The organism is Micromonospora sp. C51 (assembly GCF_018070435.1).
Lineage (GTDB): Bacteria > Actinomycetota > Actinomycetes > Mycobacteriales > Micromonosporaceae > Micromonospora > Micromonospora sediminimaris.
Map to the genome: position 1 here is coordinate 132,278 of NZ_JAGPXQ010000003.1, position 24,975 is coordinate 157,252.

The following is a 24,975-nucleotide window of genomic DNA, read 5'->3' on the forward strand; positions in this document are numbered from 1 at the left end:
TCTGCACTAGGGTGCCGGGCATGAGCGACTCCGCACGGCTGCGCGTGGACCTGCTGACCCGGGAGTACCCGCCCGAGGTCTACGGCGGTGCCGGGGTGCACGTCGAGTACCTGGCCCGGGAGCTGCGCCGGCTCACCGACGTGCGGGTGCACTGCTTCGGCGCACCGCGTACCGAGCCGGGGGTTCGCGCGTACGCCGAGCCGGCGGCCCTGACCGGCGCGAACGCCGCGCTGCGCACGATGGGCGTGGATCTGGAGATGGCCGCCGGGTGTGCCGGCACCGACGTGGTGCACAGCCACACCTGGTACGCGAACCTGGCCGGGCACACCGCGAAGCTGCTGTACGGGGTGCCGCACGTGGCGACCGCGCACAGCCTGGAGCCGCTGCGACCGTGGAAGGCCGAGCAGCTCGGCGGTGGCTATGCCCTCTCCTCGTGGTGTGAGCGCACCGCGTACGAGTCGGCCGACGCGATCGTGGCGGTCAGCGCGGGCATGCGTCGGGATGTGCTGGCCGCGTACCCGTCGGTCGATCCGGACCGGGTGCACGTGATCTACAACGGCATCGACACCGCGCAGTACGCCCCGGATCCGGGCACCGACGTGCTGGCGCGCCTCGGCATCGACCCGGCCCTGCCCAGCGTGGCCTACGTCGGGCGGATCACCCGGCAGAAGGGTCTGCCGCACCTGCTGCGGGCCGCCCGCGAGTTGCCGGCGGACACCCAACTGGTGCTGCTCGCCGGGGCGCCGGACACGCCCGAGATCGCCGCCGAGGTGGAAGGCCTGGTCGCCGAGCTGCGGGCCAGCCGTTCCGGGGTGGTCTGGGTGGCGGAGATGCTGCCCAAGTCCGAGGTGATCCAGGTGCTCACCCACGCCACGATTTTCGTCTGCCCGTCGGTGTACGAGCCGATGGGCATCGTCAACCTGGAGGCGATGGCCTGCGAGACGGCGGTGGTGGCCACCGCCACCGGCGGCATCCCCGAGGTGGTCGCCGATGGCGAAACCGGGCTGCTGGTCCCGATCGAGCAGGCCGGTCTCGACGGCACGCCTGTCGACCCGGCACGTTTCGAGGCTGACCTGGCCGCCCGGCTGAACGAACTGCTGGCCGCCCCCGAGCGCGCCGCCGCGCTCGGCCGGGCCGGCCGCCGCCGCGCCGTCGAACACTTCTCCTGGGACGCCGTGGCCGCCCGCACCCTCGACCTCTACCACTCCCTGCTGAAGTAGGACGAGCGCCCATCCCCTGAACCTGCGCAGTATCGGGGAAGATGTCGCCTCCAGCGCGGTTGAGGCAGCAGTTTCCCCGAAGTTGCACGGATCAACGCCGTGCGCCGCGCAACTTCGGGGATGATGCTGCGTCGATCGGCGCGGAGGCAGCAGCTTCCCCGAAAGTGCAGGGATCAGTGGATCAGTGGACGCGGGCGACGGCGGGAGCCGAGCGCGAAGCGATCTCGGGCAGTAGGTTGGGGCGGTGAGCGGACGGTTCCCGATCGAAGACGTCTCCCCCGTCGTCTCCTGCGGTCGCTACCCGGCCCGTGCGGTGGTCGGCGAGGTGGTGCCGGTGTCGGCGCGCGCCTACCGCGAGGGGCACGACGCGCTCGGCTGCAACGTGGTGTGGCTCGGCCCGGACGGGGTGGCCCGCCCGTTCACCCGGATGCGTCCGGGTGAGCCCGGCCAGGACCGGTGGCACGCCAGCATCGTGCCGGACGCGGTGGGCGAGTGGATGTTCACCGTCGAGGCGTTCAGCGACCCCTACCTGACCTGGCACAACGCGGTCACCAAGAAGATCGCCGCCGGCCAGGGGCCGGCCGAGCTGGCCAACGACCTGGCCGAGGGCGTGCGCGTGCTGAGCGCGGCCACGAAACTGGTGCCCAAGGCCGAGCGGGCCCGGCTCAAGAAGGCGGCGAAGTCCCTGGGTGACGCCGGCCTGCCGGTGCCGCAGCGGGTGAGTCCGGCGTTGGAGCTGGCCGACCTGCTCTGGGAGCACCCGGTGCGCGAGCTGGTCACCACCGGCGAGGAGTACCGCCTCTGGGTGGACCGCGAGCGGGCCCTCTTCTCCGCCTGGTACGAGTTCTTCCCCCGCTCCGAGGGGGCGGTCCCGGCGACCGTCGACGCGCCGGCCCGCTCCGGCACCTTCGCCACCGCCACCGAGCGGCTGCCGGGCGTCGCGGCCATGGGCTTCGACGTGCTCTACCTGCCGCCGATCCACCCGATCGGTCGGGTCAACCGCAAGGGCCCGAACAACAGCCTGCTCGCCGGCCCGGACGATGTGGGTTCGCCGTGGGCGATCGGCGCGGCCGAGGGCGGGCACGACGCCATCCACCCCGATCTGGGTACGCCGGAGGACTTCCGGGATTTCGTCGCCGCCGCCGCCGAGCACGGCCTGGAGGTGGCGATGGACCTGGCGTTGCAGTGCGCGCCGGATCACCCGTGGGTGACCGAGCACCCGGAGTGGTTCACCACCCGGGCCGACGGGAGCGTCGCGTACGCGGAGAACCCGCCGAAGAAGTACCAGGACATCTATCCGCTGAACTTCGACAACGACCCGGAGGGCATCCGCGCCGAGGTGTTGCGGGTGGTGCGGCACTGGGTCGGCGAGGGCGTGAAGATCTTCCGGGTGGACAACCCGCACACCAAGCCTGTCGACTTCTGGCACTGGCTGATCTGGGAGGTCAAGCGGGTCGACCCGGACGTGCTCTTCCTCGCCGAGGCGTTCACCCGGCCGGCGATGATGCACGGGCTGGCCAAGGTCGGCTTCACCCAGTCGTACACGTACTTCACCTGGCGGACCTCGGCCGCCGAGATGCGCGAGTACTGCGTGGAGCTGGTGGCGGCGGCCGACTACATGCGGCCGAACTTCTGGCCCAACACGCCTGACATCCTGCACGCCTCCTTGCAGCACGGTGGGCCGCCGATGTTCAAGATCCGTGCGGTGCTGGCCGCGCTGCTCTCCCCTTCCTGGGGCATGTACGCCGGCTACGAGCTGTTCGAGCACGTGGCGCGCCCGGGGGCGGAGGAGTACCTCGACAACGAGAAGTACGAGCTGCGGCCCCGGGACTGGGCCGGCGCCGAGGCGCGGGGCCGCTCGCTGGCACCGTTCATCGCCACCCTCAACCGGGTACGCCGGCAGAATCCGGCCCTGCGCCGGCTGCGCAACCTGGTCTTCCACGACATCGACAACCCGGCCCTGCTGTGCTGGTCCAAGCACGATCCGGAAACCGGTAACACGGTGCTGGTGATCTGCTCGTTCGACTCGCACACCGTGCAGTGGGGCAACACCACCCTGGACATGCCGGCGCTGGGTCTGGACTGGCACGACCGGTTCACGGTGCACGACGAGCTGACCGGTGCCCGCTACGACTGGGGGCAGCGCAACGCGGTCCGCCTCGACCCGTACCTGCAACCCGCGCACGTGCTCACCCTGCGCCGCCCGACCGACGCGTCGGCGACCGGGGCGGCGGCCGGCCCGGGCGCACCGGGGCCGGCGGAGGCCGGGTCGCCAACTCAGGGCGGCACCGAGCCGGTCACCCTGACCGTCCAGGACGTGCCCGCCGACCTGTCGGGTGGCACCGCAAGTACCGCTCCCGCCCAGAAGGACGACACCCGATGGACCAGCTGATTTCCGGGGAGATCCACGACCCGCACGCCGTGCTCGGCGCGCACCCGGCCGACGGGCGTACGGTGATCCGCGCCCTGCGCCGGGGCGCGGGCGACGTGAGCGTGCTCGTCGGCGAGGAGCGACACCCGATGAAGCGGGTGCACGACGTCGGGATCTTCGAGGCCACCGTCCCCGGTGAGGTGCTCGACTACCGGCTCGACGTCGACGGGGCGCGCCACGACGACCCGTACCGTTTCCCGCCGACCCTCGGCGAACTGGACCTGCACCTGATCGCTGAGGGCCGGCACGAACGGCTGTGGGAGGCGCTGGGCGCCCGGGTCCTTGACGGCGGGGTGGCGTTCGCGGTGTGGGCGCCGAACGCCCGGGGCGTACGGCTGGTCGGCGACGTCACCGGCTGGGCGCCGGACGACGGCTGGCCGATGCGGTCGCTCGGCTCGACAGGCGTGTGGGAGATCTTCGTGCCCGGGGCCACCGCCGGCACCCGGTACAAGTACCGCGTGCTGGGCGCGGACGGGTACTGGCGGGACAAGGCCGACCCCCTCGCGGCGTACGCGGAGGTGCCGCCGGCCACCGCGTCGGTGGTGCACCGGTCGGCGTTCGAGTGGTCCGACGCGGACTGGCTGGGCCGGCGGTCGCGGCGACAGCCGCACCAGGAGCCGATGAGCGTGTACGAGGTGCACCTGGGCTCGTGGCGGCCCGGCCTGGGTTACCGGGAACTGGCCGAGCAGTTGGCCGCGTACGTGGTGGATCTGGGCTTCACCCACGTGGAGTTCCTGCCGGTGATGGAGCACCCGTTCGGCGGCTCGTGGGGCTACCAGGTGACCGGCTACTTCGCGCCCACGGCCCGGTTCGGCGACCCCGACGACTTTCGGTATCTGGTGGACCGGCTGCACGCCGCCGGGATCGGGGTGATCCTGGACTGGGTGCCGGCGCACTTCCCGAAGGACGAGTGGGCCCTGGCCCGTTTCGACGGCACCCCGCTCTACGAGCATCCCGATCCGCGCCGGGGTGAGCATCCCGACTGGGGCACCTACGTCTTCGACTTCGGTCGCCGGGAGGTGCGCAACTTCCTGGTCGCCAACGCGCTGTACTGGCTGGACGAGTTCCACGTCGACGGGCTGCGGGTGGACGCGGTCGCCTCGATGCTCTACCTGGACTACTCGCGGCAGGACGGGCAGTGGGCGCCGAACGTGCACGGGGGCCGGGAGAACCTGGAAGCCATCGCGTTCATGCAGGAGGTCAACGCGACGGTCTACAAGCACCACGCCGGGGTCATGATGATCGCCGAGGAGTCCACCGCCTGGCCGGGGGTGACCCGGGCGACAAGCGACGGCGGGCTCGGCTTCGGGTTCAAGTGGAACATGGGCTGGATGCACGACACCCTGCTCTACACCTCGAAGGACCCGATCTACCGGCAGCACCACCACCATCAGCTCACCTTCTCCCTGGCGTACGCCTGGAGCGAGAACTACACGCTGCCGATCAGCCACGACGAGGTGGTGCACGGCAAGGGCTCGCTGGCGAGCAAGATGCCCGGCGACACCTGGCAGCGGCTGGCGAACGTCCGCGCGCTGCTGGCGTACATGTGGGCGCATCCCGGCAAGCAGTTGTTGTTCATGGGCTGCGAGCTGGCCGACGACCGGGAGTGGAGCGAGGAACGCGGCCTCGACTGGTACCTGCTGCACGACCCGGCGCGGGCCGGCGTGCAACGCCTGGTCGGCGACCTGAACCGGGTGTACCGGGACAACCCGGCGCTGTGGGCGCAGGACACCTCCCCCGCCGGTTTCCGCTGGCTCGCCGGTGACGACGTCGCCAACAACACCATCTCGTTCGTCCGGATCGCGCCGGACGGGGCGACAGTGGTCTGTGTGGCCAACTTCTCCGCGCTTCCGCTGGAGGACTACCGGATCGGATTGCCGGCCGCCGGTGCCTGGGCGGAGGTGCTCAACACCGACGCCCACCACTACGGCGGCTCCGGCGTCGGCAACCTGGGCACGGTGCACGCCGAGAACGTCCCCTGGCACGGCCAACCCGCCTCGGTGGCGCTCCGCGTGCCGCCGCTGGGCGCCCTCTGGCTGCGCCCCGCCTGACACGCCCACTGCTCGCCCAGTGCCACGAGCGCGCCGGGGGCGAACGGGCTCGCCGGCGCCTCGTCCCCTTATAGAAGCTTGTCAACGCTTCCGGCAACAGTAGCGCGGCGGCTGCGGCGACCACCAGCAAGAGGGCGACGGGGCGTAGACGGTGCTGACGTTCGCACCGGTCGCCTGGGCGGCCTTGGATGCGAGACCTTGGACAGTTTCCGTTCGGCGCGAACGGAAACTGTCCAAGATCTGGACCGGATACCGTAGCCCGCGCCGGGTTACCCGTTCAGGGCAGGCACGAGGCGTCCTCGAAGCCGTGGTGTCACCCGGCATGTTCATGTCTGAGTGACATCGCGCTTACTGGGCATAGAACAATCCGCCGGATCGGCACGTAGATCATCCGGACGGTGAACTTCGCCCGCCCCCGCGCCCGTACTCCCGGTTCCAGGTGGACGACGAGGCGGAGGATCGATGGCGAGCAGCAGGGGTACGGCCCGGGACCGGGGCGGCGAACCCTCGCCGGGGCAGCGGAGGGTCGCGGGGTTCGCGGCGGTCGGGGTGACCCTGGCGGTGGCCTTCGCGGTGGCCACCGGGACCAGTCAGGCCAGTGAGAACTGCGACGGACTGGACGCCGCCGTGGGCAACAATCTCGCGTTCATCGCCGACCAGTTGGTGTTCCCCGACGAGTTGACGGAGGCCCGGATCGCCAACCGGCAGGCGGTCATCGACCAGTTGGAGCAGCGGCGCGCGGCGGCGGGCTGTACCGGCGAGGTCGAGGTGCCCGACGCGGATCCGAACGCGGCGCTCAACGGTGGCGCGGCGGAGAACTGCGCCGGCCTCGACGGCGCGGTCCGCAACAATCTCGCCTTCATCGACGGCCAGCGCCGCAACCCGGACGCGCAGTCCGAGGCGCGGATCGCCAACCGGCAGGCGGTCATCGACCTGCTCGAAGACCGGAGGACTCTGGCCGGTTGCACCGGCGAGGTCACGCTCACACCCGGCGGCTGACACCGCCGGACGGTGGGTGGGCTGGGCCGGGTGACCGGCTCCGCCCGCCTGCCGACCCGCTCCCCCGCCGACCCGGTCGGCAGACCGTCCGGGCGACACAAGGTTCAGCTCAGACCAGGCCCGCGTCGCGCAGCAGGGTCCACAGGCCGGCGCCGTCGGGGGCGGAGAGCCACTTCTGCCCCACCGGTCCCTCGGTGGGGTGGTCGTGCGGGACGGGCAGGCTGCCGGCGAGGACCGCCTGGGCGGGCGACAACCGGCGGATCGCCACCCCGGCGACGTTGTCCGGGTGGGCGACGGCGAACTCGCGGTAGATCTCCTGGTCGTGCTGCCCGTCGTCGCCGACGAGCAACCAGCGCACGTCGGGGAACTCCTTGGCCAGCCGGGCCAGGGTGGCGCGCTTGTGCTCCCGGCCGCTGCGGAACCAGCGGTCGTGCGTCGGCCCCCAGTCGGTGAGCAGCAGCGCCCCGGCCGGGTAGAGGTGCCGGGACAGGAACCGGGTCAACGTCGGGGCGACGTTCCACGCGCCGGTGGACAGGTAGAACACCGGCGCGCCGGGGTGGGCGGTGACCAGCCGCTCGTAGAGCACCGCCATGCCGGGCACCGCGGCGCGGGCGTGCTCGTCCAGGACGAAGGTGTTCCACGCGGCCAGCAACGGCCGGGGCAGGGCGGTCACCATGACCGTGTCGTCGATGTCGGAGATGATGCCGAAGCGCACCTCCGGGTCGAGGATGCGCACCGGCGCCTCGACCGGCTCGGCGTCGGGCATGCTCAGCCGCACCGAACCCCAGCCGGGTGGCAGGCCCGCCTCGACCACCGTGTCGACGAAGCCGCTCCGGTCGGCCCGCGCCTCGTGCACCACCCCGCCGGTCTCGATGGTCACGGTGACGTGCTTGGCCGGCAGGGTGGTGAAGCTGCGCCAGCCCCGGACCTTCTCCAGCCGGCCGCGCTGGCGGGTGTCCGGCCGCCCCAGCAACACCCGGCACATCACCCGCACCCAGCCGGGCCCGCCGTAGCCGGTGTACGCGATGATGTTGGTCCGCCAGCCGGTTCGCCGCAGCCGGCGTTCCACCAGGGCATGCACGGCGTCCTCGATCCGCGCGGCCCGGTGCAGGTTGGGTATGGCCAGCTGGCCTGCGGGAGTCGGTGGCACGCCAGCAACCCTGCCACAGACCAGCCACCTCGGCCACGCGAGCTGAGCCGAACCGCCACGCCCGACGTCGCCGTCGTGACACACTCCGGTCGGGACGGCGACGGGGGCGAGGTCGTGCCACGAGCAGGGGCAGAACCAGGGCGACAGCGCGGGCGGTGGCGGCCACGGCTCGACCGGCCGGCGCTTGTCGCCCTGCTGCTCGGGACGCTCGGAGTCGGGTACCGGCTGGTCCTGGTGCTGACCACCGTGCCCGTCTCCAACAGCGACGAGGCGACCTTCGGGCTGGCCGCGCTGCACATCGCGCAGGGGCGTGAGCAGCCGATCTTCCTGTACGGCCAGCGGTACATGGGCACCCTGGAGTCGTACCTGGCCGCACCGCTGCTCGCGGTGACCGGGCCGAGCTGGCCGCTGCTGCGGCTGCCGGTGCTCGCGCTCTACGCGCTGTTCCTCTGGCTGATCCACCGGCTGACTCGGCGGATCAGCTCGCCGTGGTTCGCCACCGTTGTCGTCGGGCTGCTCGCCCTCGGCTCCGAGCGGGTCGTGCGGGACCAGGTGACCGCGGTCGGCGGGCGGCCGGAGGTCAAGGTGGCGGTGCTGGCGATGCTGCTGGTCGTGGTGGCGCTGGCCCGGGGCACGGTGCGGCGCCGGGCGCTGGCCGTGGGCGGCTTCGGGCTGCTCGCCGGGGTGGCGCTCTGGTCGGACTGGCTGATCGTGCCGTACCTGGCGGTGACCGGGCTGGCGTTGGCGTGGACCCTGCGCCGGGAACTGCTCGGCTGGTCGGGTCTGCTGCTGGTCGTCGGCTTCGCCGCCGGGCTCGCCCCGATGATCCGGGACAACCTGGTGGCCCCACCCGGGCAGGACTCCCTGTCGGTGCTGCGTGGGGTCAGCGGCGAGGACGGGCCGGTGCCGACCTGGTCCCAGCGGATCGGCGGGGGGCTGCTGGAGGGCGTACCGCTGGCCGCCGGGCTCTGCCCGGTCGACGGTTGCCCCCGGTGGCAGGCGTGGTTCGGCCTGCTCTACCCGCTACTGCTGGTGGTGGCGGCGACCCTCGCCGGGCTCGCGTACCGCCGAGGGAGCGCGCGCGGCGAGCGGGTCGGCCCGGTCGTGCACCTCGCGCTGCTCGCGGGCGCGGCGCTGACCCTGCTGGCGTACGTACGCAGCCCGTTGGCGGCGACGGATCCGCTGGGCAACGCCCGCTACCTGTCGGTGCTGCAACTGTCGCTGCCGGCGGTGCTCTGGCCGCTGTGGGTGGCGGCGGTCGCCGCCCGACGGGGCACCGCCGGTGTGGCGGGTCGGGTGGCGGGTGTGGCAGCCACCGCCGTGCTGGCTGCGCTGGCGGCCGGTTCGCTTGTGGTGACCGTGCTCTTCGCCACCACCGGCGCGGCTCCCGGACGCATTGAGGAACGACAGGCTCGGGAGTTGGCCGACACGGTCCGCGCGGCCGGGCTGCGTGAGGTGTACGGCGAGTACTGGACCTGCAACCGGCTGGTCTTCAACACCGACGAGGAGGTGGTCTGCGCAGTGGTCGACGGCAGTCTGCACCCCGGGCAGAACCGGTACCCGGCGTACTGGTGGCGGCTGGCGCGGGCACAGCGGCCCGGGTACGTGCTGGCGGCCGACGCCCCGGCGGACCGGCGGCTGCGGGAACTGCTCGGCGACCGGGCCGGCGCGGCGCTGCTCGCCGAGGTCGGTGGCTTCCGGGTGTACCACCCGCCGGAGCCGCTGCGACCGTGGCGTTAGAGTCACCCATGCTCATCCTGCTGCCGCCCTCGGAGGGCAAGGCCGAGGCCGGCTCGGGCCGCCGACTGGACCTGGACCGCCTCTCCCTGCCGGAGCTGAACCCACGGCGGGAGGAGGTGCTGTCGGCCCTGGTCGCCCTCAGCGCCGGGCCGCCGGAGACGGCGCTGGCCGCGCTCGGCCTCGGTGCCGGGCAGCACGGCGAGTTGCGGCGCAATGCCCGGCTGCGGCAGGCCGCCACCGCACCCGCCGGCCGGATCTACAGCGGCGTGCTCTACGAGGCCCTGGACTTGGCGAGCCTGCCGGCGACGGCGCAGCGGGCGGCCGGACGGCAGGTGCTGATCAGTTCCGGTCTGTGGGGCGCGGTACGGCTGACCGACCGGATCCCGCCGTACCGCTGCCCGATCGGTGCCCGGCTGCCCGGCGTCGGCGCGCTGCCGGCGCTGTGGCGGCAGGACCTGGGTGCCGCGCTGACTGCGGCGGCCGGTCGCGGCCCGGTGCTGGACCTGCGTTCCGGGGCGTACGCGGCGGCCTGGACGCCGCGCGGCGAGCTGGCCGAGCGCACCCTCACCGTGCGGGTGCTGCACGAACGGGAGGTCGACGGGGTGCCGGTGCGCTCGGTGGTCAGCCACTTCAACAAGGCCACCAAGGGACGGCTGGTCCGGGATCTGCTGCTCGCCGGGGCCCGACCGCGTTCGGTGGCAGCGCTGGTGACGACGCTGCGGGACCTGAAGTACACGGTGTGCGAGCAGGCCACCGGGCCCGGCCGGCCACGTCAGGTCGACGTGATCGTTTCGGAGCTGTAACCAGACGCAAGATTTCCTCAAGGCTGGACCGGATCGGTACCACCGGTCGGTGTCGCGGGTCACCGTAAGAGGACCCGACGCGACGAGGAGGCCCTCCGGTGGTTGTCGAACCGATCCTGCTCGACCGGTCCCGTCCGTCATCGGCCGTGCCGGTGTCCACCACGCCACCGTCGGCCCGGCCCCCGTCGGCACCGCCACCGCTGGACTGGACGACGCTGGCCGACGCCTTCGAGACGGCCTGTCTGCTGCGCTGCATGCCGCCGCCGGCGACCCCCGGGCACCGGCACGTCGGGCAGCAACCCGTCCGGCCGACGACTATCGAGTTCAACCGGGAGGAGGCGGCGCGGCGGACCCGGCAGCTGCTCGACCGCCTCGACATCCCGGTCCGGCACGAGGTGGCGGTCGGTGGGCTGCGCCGCCGGTACGAGTTGCACCGGCTGCACGTCGGACGGGAGCACCGGCCGACGTACGCGGCGATCGTGGAGAACGGCTGGCGGCGTGGCCGGCGGGAGCTGCTCGGCGGCCCGGTGCCGGGTGCCTCGACGGCGCGGCGGTTGTGGCGCACCCGGTTGGCCGCCGCCGCCTGGCGGGCCGCGCTGCTGGCCGGTGGCCGGCATGTCCGGCGGCACATCCTCGGGGTGCGGATCACCGACCGGGAACTCGGCGCGGTGCTGGTACGCGGCGCCGCCCTGATGGACGTGCCGGCGCTGCTGCGTCCGAGCACCGGCTGCTTCCTGGTCAGCGTGGCGCACGGTCGGGATCGGGACCGGATCCTGCGGTACGCGGCGGAGGAGGCGGTGCAGCGGCCGGTGGCCTGACCGGCGGCCGACCGACGGCCGCACCCTGCTCCGCCCGTCCCCGGGGTTGCGTCATCGGGGTCCGGCGGCGCACAGTGCTGCCCGTGACCCGTACCCGGTATCCCGCCCGAGCCTGGTGGCGCGGCGCCCACGTGGCGGTGGCGCTGACCGTGCTGCTGGCCCTGCCCGGCCTCGGCGGCTGCCGCGACGACCCGGGTGAGCCGGTGGTCATCCGGATCGCCACCGGCAGCCCCACCGCCGTCTACCACGCTTTCGGCTCGTCGCTGGCGGCCATCCTCAACCGGGAGTTGCCGCAGGTGCGGGCTGAGGTGTTGGTCACCGCGGCCTCCGCGGAGAACGTGCAACTGCTCAACGCCGGTGCGGCCGAACTCGGCTTCACCCAGGCCGACGTGTTGCAGGCCGACCCGGGTCCGGACCCACCGGTGGTGGCGGTCGCCCGGGTCTACGACGACCTGCTGCACCTGGTCACCACCGCCGACAGCCCGGTACGGACCCTGATCGACCTGCGCGGGCGGCGGGTCTCGGTGGGCGCGGCCGGCTCGGGGACCAAGATCACAGTGGATCGGCTGCTGACCGCCGCCGGCCTCGACGGCGCACAGGTGCGGCAGGAACGGCTCGGCCTGGACGATTCGGTGGCCGCGCTGCACGCCGGCCGGATCGACGCCTTCTTCTTCTCCGGCGGGCTGCCGGTACGCGCGGTCGCCGAGTTCGCCCAGGACACCCCCACCCGCATCGTCGACCTCGGCGAGTGGACCGCACGGCTGCGCCGGGGCAACCCCGAGGTGTACGTGCCGCGGGACATTCCCCGCTCGGTGTACGGCGTCGATCCGGTCACCACCGTGGCCAACCCGAACTACCTGGTGGTGCGGGCCAACCTGCCGGAGTCGTTGGTGCGCGAGGTGACCCGGCTGCTGATGGAGCGCCGCTCCGAACTGGCCGAGGCGCATCCGGCGGCCGGCCGGATGAGCCCCCGCTCGGCCATCGCCACCTCACCGTTGCCGCTGCACCCCGGCGCCGTCGACTACTACCGGGCCAGCAAACCCTGACCGGGCGGGTCAGGCGGACCGCGCGGCGGGCGGGTCAGGCGGACCGCGCGGCGGGCGGCGTGGGGTCGCCCAGGCGGGGGAACGGTTCGGTGGAGAAGACCACCTCCACCGGCACCTCGAAGTGCCGGGCGATGCGCAGCGCCAGGTGCAGGCTCGGGCTGAACTCGCCGCGTTCCAGGTAGCCGATGGTCTGGTAGTGGACGCCCAACGCCTCGGCCAGCTGACGGCGGGAGATGCCCCGCTCGGCCCGGAGCATCGCGATGCGGTTGTGGACGTGCTCACTCATCTCGACGGCCCATCCTCAGGTCACCCGCTGCATGGCCTTCTCGCGGCGGGCCGCCACGCTGGACCCGGACTCCCGGCGGGCCATCCGGCGCAGCACCACGGGTGCCAGCACCAACCCGGCGACCGCCCAGCCGCCGAGCACCAGCAGCGTCTCCAGGTGTCGCCACGACTCGCCGAGCTCGACGGCGGCCATGGCCTCGGGCAGCAATGCCGACCGCATGCCGAGACCGAGCCAGTAGATCGGGAAGACCTGCGCGACGGCCTGCAACCAGCCGGGCATCGCGGTGATCGGGTAGAAGATGCCCGATGTCGCGATGAGTCCCATCATCGGCAGCATGATCAGCCCCATGTTCCGGGGGTTGGACAGCAGCGAGCCGAACACCGCGCCGACCGGCATGGTCGCCACCATGCCGACCAGCATCACCCAGGCCAGGGTCAGCCAGGCGCCGACGCTGTCCAGCGCGAGGACGTCGAAGAGGAAAAGGCCCGGTACGAGCAGCAGGGCGACGCTGACAAGCGTCATCCCCGAGACCAGGGTGATCTTGCTGATGAGGTAGCCGAACATGCCGTTCGGGGTGGCCTTGGCCCGCAACAGGGTGCCGTCCTCACGTTCCACGGTGAGGATCGACGCCATGGTGACCAGCCCGCCGAACGCCACGGTCATGCCGAGCGTGCTGGGCAGCGTCTGCGCGCCGAGCGAGAACTCGGTGCCCGGCACCTTGGCGCCCCGCAGGAAGAACATCACCACCAGCAGGATGACCGTCGGAAAGAGGTATCCCCAGAGGGTCTCCGCGTTGGTGAAGCTCTGCCGCAGCTCGATCCGGCCCCGGGACAGACCGGCCCGGGCGGCCACGACCAGCGGGCTCATCGAGCCACCTCCTCGAACGCGCGGGTCGCGCCGTCGGCGCGGCCGGACTCGTGATCGCGTACCAACGTCATGTAGGTGTCCTCCAGGCTGGCCCGGCGCACCTCAAGGTCGGCGATGTCCTCGCCGTGCTGGGCGAACAGCTCCCGGACGAAGCCGGTCGCGTCGCCGGTGGAGTGCACGAACCGTGCCCCGCCCTGGCTCCAGCGCACCTCGGCGTCGGCGGAGATGCGGCGGGACAGCTCGTCGGCGGACCCGCTGGCGATGATGCGACCACCGGCCAGGATGAGGATCCGGTCGGCCAGCTTCTCCGCCTCGTCCAGATCGTGGGTGGTGAGCAGGATGGTGGTGTCGTCGATGTCGGTGAGCCGGTGCACCAGGTCGTGGAACTCGCGGCGGGCGGACGGGTCGAACCCGGCGGTCGGCTCGTCGAGGAAGAGCACCTCAGGCCGGCCGACGATGCCGATCGCCACGTCCACCCGGCGACGTTGGCCACCGGAGAGCTGGCCGACCTTCTTGTGCGCGTGCTCGGCCAGCCCGACCACCTGGATCAGCTCGTCGATGTCCCACGGCCGGCTGATCCGCCCGGTCGAGTAGGGCGCGTAGTAGGAGCCGAGGTGCGTCAGCAACTCCCGCACCCGCCATCGGCCGTGGTCGCGCCAGGACTGGAGCACCACGCCGAGTCGGGACCGCCACCGCTCGTCGCCGCGCGCCGGGTCGGTGCCCAGGACGGCGACCCGGCCGCCGGACCGCATCCGGAAGCCTTCCAGGATCTCGATGGTGGTCGTCTTGCCGGCGCCGTTCGGGCCCAGCAGGGCCAGCACCTCGCCGCGCCGCGCGCTGAACGACACACCGGTGAGCACGTCTGTCGAGCCGTACCGCATCCGCAGGTCGTGCACGTCCAGGGTGATGCCCCGGTCGGTCGACGACCCGGTGCTGGTCGGGGTTTCCGCCCCGGCGCTGACAACCATGGACCACCACCTCCGTATGATCTGTGCGCTGAAAGATAGCACTCATACTACATATTGGAGCAAACCTAGGCTGCCCCGCCCGACCGGCCCTGCTCAGGCCACTGCTGGTGCGGACGACGCCGGATCGGTGGGCGCCAGGGGGCCGGCCGCGGGATCCGGGCCGGCGGGTTCGGCCGGCTCCGCCGGCTGCGGGAACCACAGCGCGGCGACCAGGCCACGCGGCGAGTTCGGGTGCATGGTGAGCCGGCCGTCGGAGGCGTCCACCAGCACGGCGGCGATGGTCAGGCCCAACCCGGCGCCGTCGACGTTCTGCACCTCCGGTGCCCGCCAGAACCGTTCGGTGGCCCGGCCGAGTTGGCTGCGGGTCATCCCCGGGCCGGTGTCGCGTACCTCGAGGGTCGTCCCGCCGTCGCGGGCCGCGACGGTCACCGTCACCTCGCCGCCCGCACCGCTGAACTTCACCGCATTGTCGATAAGGGCATCGAGGGCCTGGTCGATGGCGGTCGGCACGGTACGGGCGTACACCGGGCCGGGATCGGCCGCCAGCCGCAGGGTGACCGACCGGTGGCGGGCCAGCGGCTCCCAGGCCGCGACCCGGGACTCGGCCGCCGCCGTCGCGTCGACGGTGACCCGCTGGTTCTCGCGGCGTTCCGCGCGGGCGAGGGTGAGCAACGCGTCCAGGAGCAGGGCGAGCCGGTCAGTCTCCTCCAACGCCAGCCGGTGTTCGGCGCGGCCCTGCTCGTCGGTGACGCTCGGCCCCAACTCCTCCACCCGCAGCCGCAGCGCGGTCAACGGATTACGGAGCTGGTGGCTGGCGTGCGCGACGAACGCACGCTGCCGATCCATCACGTCGGAGACGACGTCCGCCATGTGGTTGAAGCTCTTCGCCAGCCGGCGCAGCTCGGGCGGCCCCAGCCGGTGCTGCACGCGGGCGCCGCGGTCGCCCTCGGCGATCTCGTGGGTGACCGCGTCCAACTCGGTGACCGGACGCAGCACCCAGCCGGCCAGCCCGAACGCGGTGAGCACGCAGGCCAGCACGGCAAGCAGACCCAGCGCGGCGACAAGCGTCCACCAGGTGGCGACGGTACGCCGGACCCCGTCGGCCGGGGTGGCGGTGACCACCGCGCCGAGCACCTCGCCGCCGTCGTTGATCGGCACCGCCACCACGATCGGCCCGTCGACCCACGGCCAGACCGAGTCGGGCCCGCTCGCCTGCTGCCCGGACAGCGCGACGTCCAACGCCTCCCGGGTACCCGGGGCCGGTCGCCAGCTCGCCGAGGCCACCACCTCCCGCCGGTCCCGGTCCACCACCGCCGCACCGATGCCGTACAGCTCGTCGTAGCTGCCCAGCTCGTGGTCGAGTGGGCCGGGCGTGCCGTCGCGCAACGCCGGCCCGGCCAGCGACGCGAAGCGGGTGGCGTCGGCGAGCCGGTCGGCGCGTACCCGGTCGGTCTCCCGGGTGGTCAGCGTCACCGCCAGCGGCGTACCCAGCGCCACCACCACCAGCACCATCAGCAGCAGATAGCTGATCACCAGCCGCCGTCGCACCCTGGGCTCCTCACTCGCCCCGGAGCCGGTAACCGACGCCTCGGACGGTCTCCACCAGACGCGGGTCGCCGAGCTTGCCGCGCAGCGAACCGACGTGCACCTCGACGGTGTGCCGATCGGTGAAGGTGGTGCCCCAGGCGTCGAGCAGGATCCGGTCGCGGGGTACCGCGACGCCGGGTTGCCGGGCCAGGGAGAGCAGGACGTCGAACTCCTTGCGGGTCAGCGACACCGGCCGCCCGGCCACCGCGACGGTGCGGGCCGCCACGTCGATGTACACCGGCCCGACCTCGATCAGATTGCGTTCCGGTGCCGCGTGCGAGGCCCGCCGCAGCACCGCCTCGATGCGCGCCTGGAGTTCCACCATCGAGAAGGGCTTGACCACGTAGTCGTCCGCGCCGAGCCGAAGCCCGAGCACCCGGTCGCGCTCCTCACCGCGCGCGGTCACCGCGATGATGCCGAGCTGGTTGCTGCGCCGTCGCAACTGCCGGCACAGGTCGGTTCCGTCGCCGTCGGGCAGGGTGAGATCGAGCAGCACCAGGTCACAGGGGGCGGCGGAGAGCGCGGCGGCGACGGTGGCGGCGTGCTCCACCTCGTACCCGCGTCGGGTCAGCGCCGACAACAGGGCGGCGGCCACCCGTCGGTCGTCCTCGACCAGCAGGATGCGCACCCGGCCTCCCCGTTCGGTCTGCTAACCCGCACCAGTGCGGTGTCCAGGGTCGCAGACGAGCGGCCGGGTGGACAGGCCCGGGGGGCCTCGGGCGGCTCAGTCGGTCAGAGGCCGAAGGTCTCGTCGGAGGTGCCGTCTCGGACCCCGTCCACGAAGCCCTTGAATCCGGGGTCGTCGTGGCTGGCCGGGACGGTGGCGACGACCTCGCCGGTGGCCTCGGTGACCGCGTCGATCAACGGCGCGAAGTCGATCTCGGCGTCGGCGAGGGTGTCGTCGTCGGCCTCCGCCAGGTTGATCACGTGCTGCACGTCCTCCGATGGCGTGTCGGGATCGTCGGCCCAGTCGGCACCGGCGCGGTAGCACTCGTCGTAGAGCGCGCGCTGGCTGTCGGTCCAGTCCTCGTGATAGCTCTCCATGCCCATCCCCTCGCCCGGCGGCCTGCCCTTCGAGCATGCCCGCCGGGGCGGCGGACCGGGCCGGTACCGGACAAAACCCGGGCTCAACGGCGCGGGACCAGGGCACCTCGCGGCGTCAGCGGCAGAGCCGGCCGACCTCCTCGGCGAACCGGTCCATCGGGTCAGCGTCGGTCGGGCCGAGCAGGTAGGTCTTCAGCTCCCGGCGGGCCTCGGTCATCGGGTCGTCGCCCGCCCGGGTGACCGCCACGATCTTCCCCAGCTCACCGCAGTCGGCGGCCAGCAGGTACGCCGCCCGAGCGGTCGGGAAGGTGCGACGGAACTCGTCCTCGGGCAGCCCGGCGGGGTTGGTCACCACGTACGGCCGTTGGCTCTGCACGAAGTCGGACACCACGCTGGACACGTCGCCGACCAGCAGGTCGGTCTGGTCGAAGCAGTCGAACAGCGCGGGCACCCGCCCGGTGACGACCCGGTGGGCCGGTCCGTCCAGGGTGCTCGCGTCGACCTCGCCACCGGCGGCCCGGATGCGCTGCACGATCCGCTCGTGTGCTGCCCGGACCCGCCCCGACCGGCTCCCGGTCAGCGGGTGCGGCTTGTAGATCAGTCGGACCTCCGGCCGGAGTGCCAGCAGCCCGGCGACGATCCGCTCCCCCATCAGCAGCACCGAGGTGTGGAACGGGTCGTCGGCGAGCCAACCCTCCCAGGTGGGTGCGTAGAGCACGGTGAAGGGGCGTTCGGCCGACCCCCCACCGGCGGTACGCAGGCCGGCCAGTTGCGGCCGACCGATCTCCACCACGTTCCCGTCGCGTACGCCGGTGCCGGCCCGGGCGAGGCGTTCCCGGCCGGCCGGCCCGGCGACCCAGACCTCGTCGTAGACCTTGCAGAACGGGTTGACGCTGGCGGCCTTGTCGCTGTCGCCGTGCCCGACGAAGACGTGCTTCATCCCGGGCTCCCGCAGCATGTGGATGTTCTCCCCGGCGTTGGCGGGATACAGCGCCACCCGGACGCTGGTCTTGCCGAGATTCATGAAATCCGCACCGGGCGGGACGCAGACCACCGGCAGCCGGGTGTCGGCCAGCTCCGCCAGGGCCTCCCGGTTGCGCAGGAAGACCACCGCCGGCCGGTCCAGCGCCTCGACCGGGGCGAGCCACATGTTCGCCTGGTAGACGTCCTTACCGGGGCCGGCGAAGTAGAGCGCGACCTCCGGCCGGTGGCTGTCGAGCCACCGCTGCACCGCCGACAGCCGGGTGCCGTGCCCGGCGCCCCGGCCCCGCAGCCAGATCGACGCGACAGTCACGCCCACCACCGCGGCCAGCCCGACGGCGAGCACGCCGGCCAGGTGGACGGGCGTCACCGTGTCGGCCAGCGCCGCGGCCACCGCCGCCGGCACGAGCACCACGTTCACCCAGGGCAGCCGATCCCCGCTGAGGGCGGCGGCCCACCGGGGCAGCGGGGGCCCGCCGAGCCGGCCCAGGTCGATGTTGCGCACCATCGAACCGCCGGGGCTGCGCCGGTCGATGATGCGCTCGAACGCTCCGGCGAAGACGGCGATCACCCACACCAGGGCGGGCAGCAGGAGCAGCAGGGTCAATGCGCCGCCCGCCGGTGCCACCTGGGCGACGACCAGCAGCACGACCGACACGTCGCGGGCCAGCTGCCGATAGCCCAGGCCGAGGCCGGCCTTCTCCATCAGGATCGCGGTGGCCGGTGACCACCGCTGCACGGCGACCTCGCCGAGCACCGCCGCCAGGGCGGCCACCACGAACCCGGCGACCTGGCCGAACGCGCCGCCGACAAGCAGGAGCAGGTACGCCCCCACCAGCAGGGCGCCACGCGCCGCCACACCGACGCGCCCAGTCAACTTGCTCAACAAGGGATGGCTCTCCCTACCGCGATCGACGGCCGGCAGCCCGGCGGCACCGAACGCCACGTCCCGGCGTCAGCGCAGCTGCGACCTTAACGCGAGACATCGACGCCGTGACGCCCGGGTGTCGAGTGCGGTGCCCAGAAACCTTGGCGGTGTCGCGGCGAGGTCCAGGCAGCGATCCGGCAAGGCGCACTACCCACGACGCAGGCAGGTGACGGCGTTCGGGTGTACAGGAGGATCGGCCTTCCGCCTGGCGAACGTGGTGTAGCCGAAACCTTCACCGGTCTGCCGGGCGTACCGGTTCTGGCTGTAGACGCAGATCGTGCCCACGTCCAGCCGCTCCAACGCGGCGCCCACCTCCTCGGCGGAGGGCCGCTGGGCGGCCGGGCCGCCGTTGGCGAACCGGGTCAGCAACAACCGGTTCTGGGAGAACTGCGAGTTGATGTCGTACTCGATCAGGAAGAAGTCACGCGGCAGGACCACCCGCGCCTCGGTGGTCAGCAACGGGATGGTCCGCATGATGCTCTCTGGGGCCAGCACCAGGCCGTCCGGTCGGTCGAGGCCCACGATGAACCTCGCGATGGCCAGCTGTTTCGGGCGGATCTTCCAGGTCGGCTCGTCGTGCACCAGCACCCCGCTGCGCTCGTCCCACATCGGCACCGCGTAGACCGCGAACGAGCCCACCATCGCGCCGGCCAGCACCACACCGGCCAGCGCCCGCACGGCAGGCAGCCGGGTCGGCAGCCAGACCGTGCACAGCAGACCGATCAGCGCCGGCAGGGCGAACAGCCACGACACACGCCACAGCACCACGGAGATGCCGGTCAGCGCACTGAGCCACTCCAGCACCCCCGGCACCAGCAGCACGCTCAGGGTGACCGTGCCGCCGGCCGCCAGCAGCGCCGGGCTGCGGCGGCGGGCCAGCAGCGGGCCGCACCACAGCGCGAGTCCGCCGATCACGCCGACGATGCCGACCTCGAACGTCCGGCGGTAGGTGTGCGCGGCGTCGTAGAAGTTGACGTCCGCGGCGGCCTCGTTGGCCGACCCGAGGATCAGTTGGCTGATCACCACCGCCCCGATCGGATAGGTAAGCGCGACCGCACCGACGGCGAGCGCCGACTTCCAGCGGCCCACCAGCAGCATCATCAGCGCCGCCCCGCCCACCAGCAGCGGCAGGACGATCGCCGCCGTGGTGGTGAGCCCGGTCGCGGTGATCGACAGCGCGGCGATCAGCAGCAGCCCCAGCCGGGACCGGTCGTCGAACCAGCGAGTGAGATAGAGCCACATCAACGGCACCACCGCCGAGACGAACATGCCCTTGCCCTGGTAGAGCCGGGGCAGGTGGATGTTGCCCAGGGCGGCGTCCGGGCCGCAGACCAGGGCGAGGAAGGCGATGGCGACGGTGAAGGCGAGCACCGGACGCCGGGGCGCCCAGTGCTGCACCAGCCGCCAGAGCGCCAGCACGGCGAGCACCGCCAGGAGCGGCAGCAGCAGGTACCAGATGGCCGAGGCGGCGGAGATGCCGAGGAACCGGGCGAGCGCGCCGGCCAGCACCTCGATGCTGGCGATCGGAGGTTGGGACGCCATCGCCGGCAGGACGTTCTCGCTGAACAGGAAGTCGTTGAGCGGAACGTTGTCGCGTTCCGCGACCCAGACCGATCGACCCACGTAGTAGATGTCGTCCGGGGTGTTGCGGGCCAGGATGAGCGAGGCGGCAGCGGCGCCACCGGCGACCAGCAACGCGTACGCCGACTGCCAGGCGGTCGGTGCCGGCGGCCGGGTCGCCGGAGCGTCCCGCCAGGTCCGCCAGGTCCGCCGGGTCAGCAGCACCAGACCCGTGGCCGCCACGATCCCGGCCGAGGCCGGCACCCACCAGGACAGGTCTGCGCCGGCCGGCGTACCGGCCAGCCCGGCGGTGACCGCCGCGACGGTGCCGGAGACCAGGACCAGTGCCGTCAAGCTGCGCCGGACGACCGCTGCCCGGCCGGTGCGTCCCACCGCCGGGTCGGCGTCGGACGCCGGACCCGCGCCCGCCGCATCCGGCGCACCGCCCGCGCTGCCCGGCGCGACGCCCGCGCTGCCCGGCGCGACGCCCGCGCTGCCCGGCGCGACGCCCGCGCTGTCCGGCGTGCCGCCTGCGGTGTCCGGCGCGCCGCGCCGGTGGCGCCATCGGGTCAGCGCGATGAGCAGGACCAGCGCCAGGCTGGCCGCCAACCAGACCCGGAACGTCCACGACGGGGCGAGGCCGAGCGGGAGCGCGGCGTGGTAGAGCAGCGTCCAGAGCGCGAACACCAGGACAGCGCCGTCGGTCAGTGCTGTGGGCAGCCCGGCGATGACCGCCCCGACCCGACTTACGGCGAGCCACGACCGGCCGGGAGCGGGAGCGGTCGGTTCGTCGATCGCCGCCGAGGGTGCGGCAGCCTGGTCGGTCATCGACACGGGGCGTCCTTGTCGTCGTACGGGCGGGTCCGGCTCGGCACGTTCGCGGCGCATGCTCGGCCGATGCTGCGAGCGGATCGGCAAGCAGCGTAATCGGAGTCGGGCGCGGGCCCGGTCATCACACGGCCCGGTATGCTGCGCCGAGTTCCGCCAGACCGTGCACACCCGATGGGATCTGTAGGTTGACTGACAAGAGCTCCCCCTCCGTCTTCGTCCATCCCACCGCCGACGTCGAGCAGGGGGCCACGGTCGGCGACGGGACCAAGGTGTGGCATCTGGCCCACATCCGATCGTCGGCCCGGGTGGGCGCCGGCTGCGTCATCGGTCGTAACGTCTATGTCGACGCGGGCGTGACGATCGGCGATCTCGTGAAGATCCAGAACAATGTCTCCGTCTACCAGGGGGTGCTCCTGGAGGACGAGGTTTTCGTCGGCCCGTGCGCGGTCTTCACCAATGACTTCCGTCCCCGCGCCCAGAACCCGGACTGGAAGATCACTCCCACGGTGGTGCGCCGTGGCGCCTCGATCGGCGCGAACGCCACCCTGGTCTGCGGCATCGAGGTCGGCGAGTACGCGATGATCGCCGCCGGTTCGGTGGTCACCCGGGATGTGGCGCCCTACCAACTGGTCGCGGGCAACCCGGCCCGGCCCAAGGGCTGGGTCGACGAGCGGGGCGAGGTCGTCTCGCGGGACCTGGACAACCCGCCCCGACGGGATCACTGACCCGGTGACGACCGGGGCCCGAACGGTAACCGCCGGGCCCCGGGAGACGGCTCGTTCAGCCCCCGATGACCACCCGACGGATGCCCGTCCACCGGGCCGCTTCGGTGACCCGTCGTCCGTCGACAAGCACCGTCACACCGGGCAGATCGGCAGCGCTGAGGGTCCGGTACTCGACGTGGTCGGCCTGGATGACGGCGGCGCTGACCGGCTCACCGTGGTAACCCGGCAGGCCGTGCGCCACCAGTTCCTCGTTTGTGTACATCGGGTCGCTGACGTACGGCTTCGCGCCCCGCCGACGCAGCGCCTCCACCGTCGGGAAGACACCGGAGAAGGCGGTCTCCTTCACGCCGCCCCGATAGGCGGCACCGAGCACCAGCACACCGACGCCGGTCAGGTCGCCGTAGGCGGCGGCCAGCAGATCGACGGCGTACTCCGGCATGGCGACGTTGGCCTCCCGGGCCGAGCGCACCACGGTGGCCGCCGGGTCGTTCCAGAGGTACATCCGTGGATAGACCGGGATGCAGTGCCCGCCGACCGCGATGCCCGGCGAGTGGATGTGGCTGTACGGCTGGGTGTTGCACGCCTCGATCACCTTGATGACGTCGACGCCCACCGTGTCGGCGAACCGGGCGAACTGGTTCGCCAGGCCGATGTTGACGTCCCGGTACGTCGTCTCGGCCAGCTTGGCCAGCTCGGACGCCTCGGCCGAGCCCAGGTCCCAGACGCCGTTCGGGCGGTTCAGGTCGGGCCGCTCGTCGAAGTCCAGCACCGCTTCGTAGAAGCGCACCCCGTGCTCGCCGGACGCCTCGTCGATGCCGCCGACCAGCTTCGGGTACCGGCGCAGGTCGGCGAAGACCCGGCCGGTGAGCACCCGCTCCGGGCTGAAGACCAGGTGGAAATCCGTACCGGCGGTGAGCCCGGAACCCGCCTCCAGCATGGGCGCCCACCGGCCCCGGGTGGTGCCGACCGGCAGGGTGGTCTCGTAGCTGACGAGGGTGCCCGGCTTGAGACCGGCGGCGATCGCCCGGGTGGCGTCGTCCATCCAGCCGAAGTCCGGTACGCCGTCGGCGTCGACGAAGAGCGGCACGACCACCACGACCGCCTCGGAGGCGGCCACCGCGGCGGTGGTGTCGGTGGTCGCCGACAGCAGGCCGGCGGCCACCACCTCCTTGAGCTTGACGTCCAGGTCCGTCTCGCCCGGAAACGGTACGGCCCCGTCGTTGACCAGCTCGACGACCCGCTCGGAGACGTCGGCGCCGACCACCCGGTGTCCCTTCGAGGCGAACTGCACGGCCAGCGGCAGACCGATCTTCCCGAGGGCGACGACGCAGATGTTCATGGGACTACTTTCCTCTCGAGGGCCGCAGACGGGCCAGACGGGTGGCGGCGACCTGGCGGTACCGGACGCGCTTGAGCGTCAGGAGCACCTGATGTTTGCGGTCCGTGTTGGCGGTGACGCGGTGCAACCGGAGCCCGCGCCACATCGCCTGGCGCGGTGCGGTGAGCTGACCCTTCGCCCGCAGCGGCACCGTGCTGAGCCCGCCGAAGACGCTGAGCTTGGCGCCGGCCTTCCACCGTTGTGCGCCCGCCGCGAGCAGCTGCTTCACCGGGAATTCCGCACGTAGGAGAGTACCGCCACCGTCCGGGCGCAACGAGACGACAGCCGGCTGCTCACCGATGCTGACCCGCACCGCGTCGCCGCTGAGGTCGGCGAGCCGCGCCCAGGCGTTGTGCGCCGTGATCACGAGGGTCACCCCACCTGCCGCGTCGCGGCTCCAGGCGAGGTCGGTCACGGTGGTCTTGACCGCCGATTTGGCGGCCCGATCGGTGACGTCGTACCACTCGTCCGGGAAGTCCAGTTCCGGGTCGCGGAAGCCGACGTAGCCGGCGAAGCAGCGGTCGCCGTCGACAGTCAACGCGGGCAGCAGCTTCTCGCTCTGCTGACGGATCAACCCGCGTAGCTGCTCCAGGCTTCCGTGCCGGGCGACCACCAGGCGCAGGCGTACGTCGGGAGCGAGTTGGTCCCGGATGGCATCGGTCAGGAAGCTCTCGGCCAGCCAGCGGATCCGCTGGTGGCTACGCTCCTGAACCGACGGGTCGAGGTCGAGGAAGTCGGCCCGCAGCAGCTTGGCCACCTCCCAGCTGAAGTGCCGCACCAGGACGGCGTCGCGCCGGGGTCCGGGCTCGATCAGCCCGGCCACGAAATTGATCAGCTCCTCGGCGCAGCGCAGCCGCTCCTCGAACCGACTCGCGTAGGTGATGTTCTGCGCGTTGTCCCGTTTGACCGCGTAGTAGTAGACGTAGTCGGCGAGCACCGAGATGCGCCCGGCGCGTACGCAGGCCTCCAGGGTGAAGGGCTGGTCGCTGCCCATCCGCATGTCCTCGCGGAACCGCAGGCCGTACCGCTCGATCAGCTCCCGCCGGAACAGCTTGGTGTTCGACATCGACCAGGGCAGTGCGCTGTCGAACAGGTCGACCTGTTCCTCGGTGCTGGCGTAGATGGCCTGGTGCACGTAGCGGTTGTTGGTGCCGACCATCCGGCCGAGCACCACGTCCGAACCCCACCGGTCGGCGGCGTCCACCAGCCGTTCCAGCGCCTCCGGGCCGAGGTGGTCGTCCGAGCCGATGAAGAAGACGTACCGTCCCTGCGCGACGTCCAGGGCCCGGTTGCTCGGCCCCGCCGGGCCACCCGAGTTGGGCTGGTGCAGCACGGTGACGGTGCCGGGGTAGCGCTTGGCGAAGCGGTCCAGTTCCTCACCGCTGCCGTCGGTCGACCCGTCGTCCACCGCGACCACTTCCAGCCGCTCCAGACCGATGCTCTGCCCGACAAGCGATTCCAGGCAGGTGGTCACGTACGGCATGGTGTTGTAGACGGCGACGACGACCGTCACGTCCGGTGCGTTCACCAGGCCACTCCCACCGAGGTCGTCAGTTCCCATC

20 protein-coding genes are annotated in these 24,975 nt (G+C 72.3%); 9 read left to right on the forward strand and 11 right to left on the reverse strand.

The annotated features are described in order from the left end of the window. Nucleotides 1-20 precede the first annotated feature (20 nt). From glgA to KBX50_RS05945, 4 genes are all read left to right on the forward strand, one after another. Nucleotides 21-1,220, forward strand: coding sequence for a glycogen synthase (gene glgA, locus KBX50_RS05930; RefSeq protein WP_247673189.1), 1,200 nt, complete (start codon nucleotides 21-23; stop codon nucleotides 1,218-1,220). A 244-nt stretch (nucleotides 1,221-1,464) separates the two neighbouring features. After that, complete coding sequence (locus KBX50_RS05935; protein WP_210935330.1) at nucleotides 1,465-3,612, forward strand: alpha-1,4-glucan--maltose-1-phosphate maltosyltransferase; 2,148 nt, start codon at nucleotides 1,465-1,467, stop codon at nucleotides 3,610-3,612. Then, on the forward strand, nucleotides 3,600-5,702 hold the full coding sequence (gene glgB, locus KBX50_RS05940; protein WP_210935331.1) for a 1,4-alpha-glucan branching protein GlgB: 2,103 nt from the start codon (nucleotides 3,600-3,602) through the stop codon (nucleotides 5,700-5,702). The genes KBX50_RS05935 and glgB overlap by 13 nt, the downstream gene beginning before the upstream one ends. A gap of 462 nt (nucleotides 5,703-6,164) precedes the next feature. After that, nucleotides 6,165-6,701: a hypothetical protein gene (locus tag KBX50_RS05945; RefSeq protein WP_210935332.1), complete on the forward strand. Its 537-nt coding sequence runs from the start codon at nucleotides 6,165-6,167 to the stop codon at nucleotides 6,699-6,701. Nucleotides 6,702-6,810: 109 nt separating this feature from the next. Here KBX50_RS05945 and KBX50_RS05950 read toward each other — a convergent pair whose 3' ends face one another. After that, complete coding sequence (locus tag KBX50_RS05950; protein WP_210935333.1) at nucleotides 6,811-7,851, reverse strand: App1 family protein; 1,041 nt, start codon at nucleotides 7,849-7,851, stop codon at nucleotides 6,811-6,813. 75 nt (nucleotides 7,852-7,926) lie between these two features. On the opposite strand from KBX50_RS05950, the gene KBX50_RS05955 reads away from it, so the two are divergent. The 4 genes from KBX50_RS05955 to KBX50_RS05970 all read left to right on the forward strand — a co-directional run bounded on the left by KBX50_RS05955 (nucleotide 7,927) and on the right by KBX50_RS05970 (nucleotide 12,258). Continuing rightward, on the forward strand, nucleotides 7,927-9,591 hold the full coding sequence (locus KBX50_RS05955) for an ArnT family glycosyltransferase (protein WP_374224580.1): 1,665 nt from the start codon (nucleotides 7,927-7,929) through the stop codon (nucleotides 9,589-9,591). Between the two features lie 8 nt (nucleotides 9,592-9,599). Then, complete coding sequence (gene yaaA, locus KBX50_RS05960) at nucleotides 9,600-10,394, forward strand: peroxide stress protein YaaA (protein ID WP_210935334.1); 795 nt, start codon at nucleotides 9,600-9,602, stop codon at nucleotides 10,392-10,394. A gap of 98 nt (nucleotides 10,395-10,492) precedes the next feature. Next, nucleotides 10,493-11,212 (forward strand): hypothetical protein, encoded by a 720-nt coding sequence (locus KBX50_RS05965; RefSeq protein WP_307870856.1) that lies wholly within the window; start codon nucleotides 10,493-10,495, stop codon nucleotides 11,210-11,212. A gap of 74 nt (nucleotides 11,213-11,286) precedes the next feature. Further along, complete coding sequence (locus KBX50_RS05970) at nucleotides 11,287-12,258, forward strand: TAXI family TRAP transporter solute-binding subunit (protein WP_210935335.1); 972 nt, start codon at nucleotides 11,287-11,289, stop codon at nucleotides 12,256-12,258. A 34-nt stretch (nucleotides 12,259-12,292) separates the two neighbouring features. Here the strand turns inward: KBX50_RS05970 and KBX50_RS05975 are convergent, their stop codons facing one another. From KBX50_RS05975 to KBX50_RS06010, 8 genes are all read right to left on the reverse strand, one after another. Further along, entirely contained in the window at nucleotides 12,293-12,544 is a 252-nt protein-coding gene (locus KBX50_RS05975; RefSeq protein ID WP_210935337.1) for a helix-turn-helix transcriptional regulator, read from the reverse strand. A 15-nt stretch (nucleotides 12,545-12,559) separates the two neighbouring features. Further along, a complete protein-coding gene (locus tag KBX50_RS05980) occupies nucleotides 12,560-13,411 on the reverse strand; it encodes an ABC transporter permease (protein ID WP_210935339.1) in 852 nt (283 codons plus the stop codon). Then, a complete protein-coding gene (locus tag KBX50_RS05985; RefSeq protein WP_374224581.1) occupies nucleotides 13,408-14,379 on the reverse strand; it encodes an ABC transporter ATP-binding protein in 972 nt (323 codons plus the stop codon). Before KBX50_RS05985 ends, KBX50_RS05980 begins: the two co-directional genes overlap by 4 nt. Before the next feature lie 93 nt (nucleotides 14,380-14,472). Beyond that, a complete protein-coding gene (locus KBX50_RS05990; RefSeq protein ID WP_210935341.1) occupies nucleotides 14,473-15,927 on the reverse strand; it encodes a HAMP domain-containing sensor histidine kinase in 1,455 nt (484 codons plus the stop codon). A gap of 10 nt (nucleotides 15,928-15,937) precedes the next feature. Next, nucleotides 15,938-16,594, reverse strand: a complete 657-nt coding sequence (locus KBX50_RS05995; protein ID WP_093403157.1) for a response regulator transcription factor — start codon at nucleotides 16,592-16,594, stop codon at nucleotides 15,938-15,940. A 104-nt stretch (nucleotides 16,595-16,698) separates the two neighbouring features. Beyond that, nucleotides 16,699-17,010: a hypothetical protein gene (locus KBX50_RS06000; RefSeq protein WP_210935343.1), complete on the reverse strand. Its 312-nt coding sequence runs from the start codon at nucleotides 17,008-17,010 to the stop codon at nucleotides 16,699-16,701. Nucleotides 17,011-17,125: 115 nt separating this feature from the next. Continuing rightward, entirely contained in the window at nucleotides 17,126-18,880 is a 1,755-nt protein-coding gene (locus KBX50_RS06005) for a CDP-glycerol glycerophosphotransferase family protein (protein ID WP_210935345.1), read from the reverse strand. 186 nt (nucleotides 18,881-19,066) lie between these two features. Next, nucleotides 19,067-21,307, reverse strand: coding sequence for a DUF6077 domain-containing protein (locus KBX50_RS06010; protein WP_247673252.1), 2,241 nt, complete (start codon nucleotides 21,305-21,307; stop codon nucleotides 19,067-19,069). A 188-nt stretch (nucleotides 21,308-21,495) separates the two neighbouring features. On the opposite strand from KBX50_RS06010, the gene KBX50_RS06015 reads away from it, so the two are divergent. Next, complete coding sequence (locus KBX50_RS06015) at nucleotides 21,496-22,035, forward strand: acyltransferase (protein WP_210935347.1); 540 nt, start codon at nucleotides 21,496-21,498, stop codon at nucleotides 22,033-22,035. 55 nt (nucleotides 22,036-22,090) lie between these two features. On the opposite strand, the gene KBX50_RS06020 is transcribed toward KBX50_RS06015, so the two are convergent. Further along, a complete protein-coding gene (locus KBX50_RS06020) occupies nucleotides 22,091-23,374 on the reverse strand; it encodes a nucleotide sugar dehydrogenase (RefSeq protein ID WP_210935348.1) in 1,284 nt (427 codons plus the stop codon). 4 nt (nucleotides 23,375-23,378) lie between these two features. Continuing rightward, entirely contained in the window at nucleotides 23,379-24,941 is a 1,563-nt protein-coding gene (locus KBX50_RS06025; RefSeq protein ID WP_210935600.1) for a glycosyltransferase, read from the reverse strand. Nucleotides 24,942-24,975 lie beyond the last annotated feature (34 nt).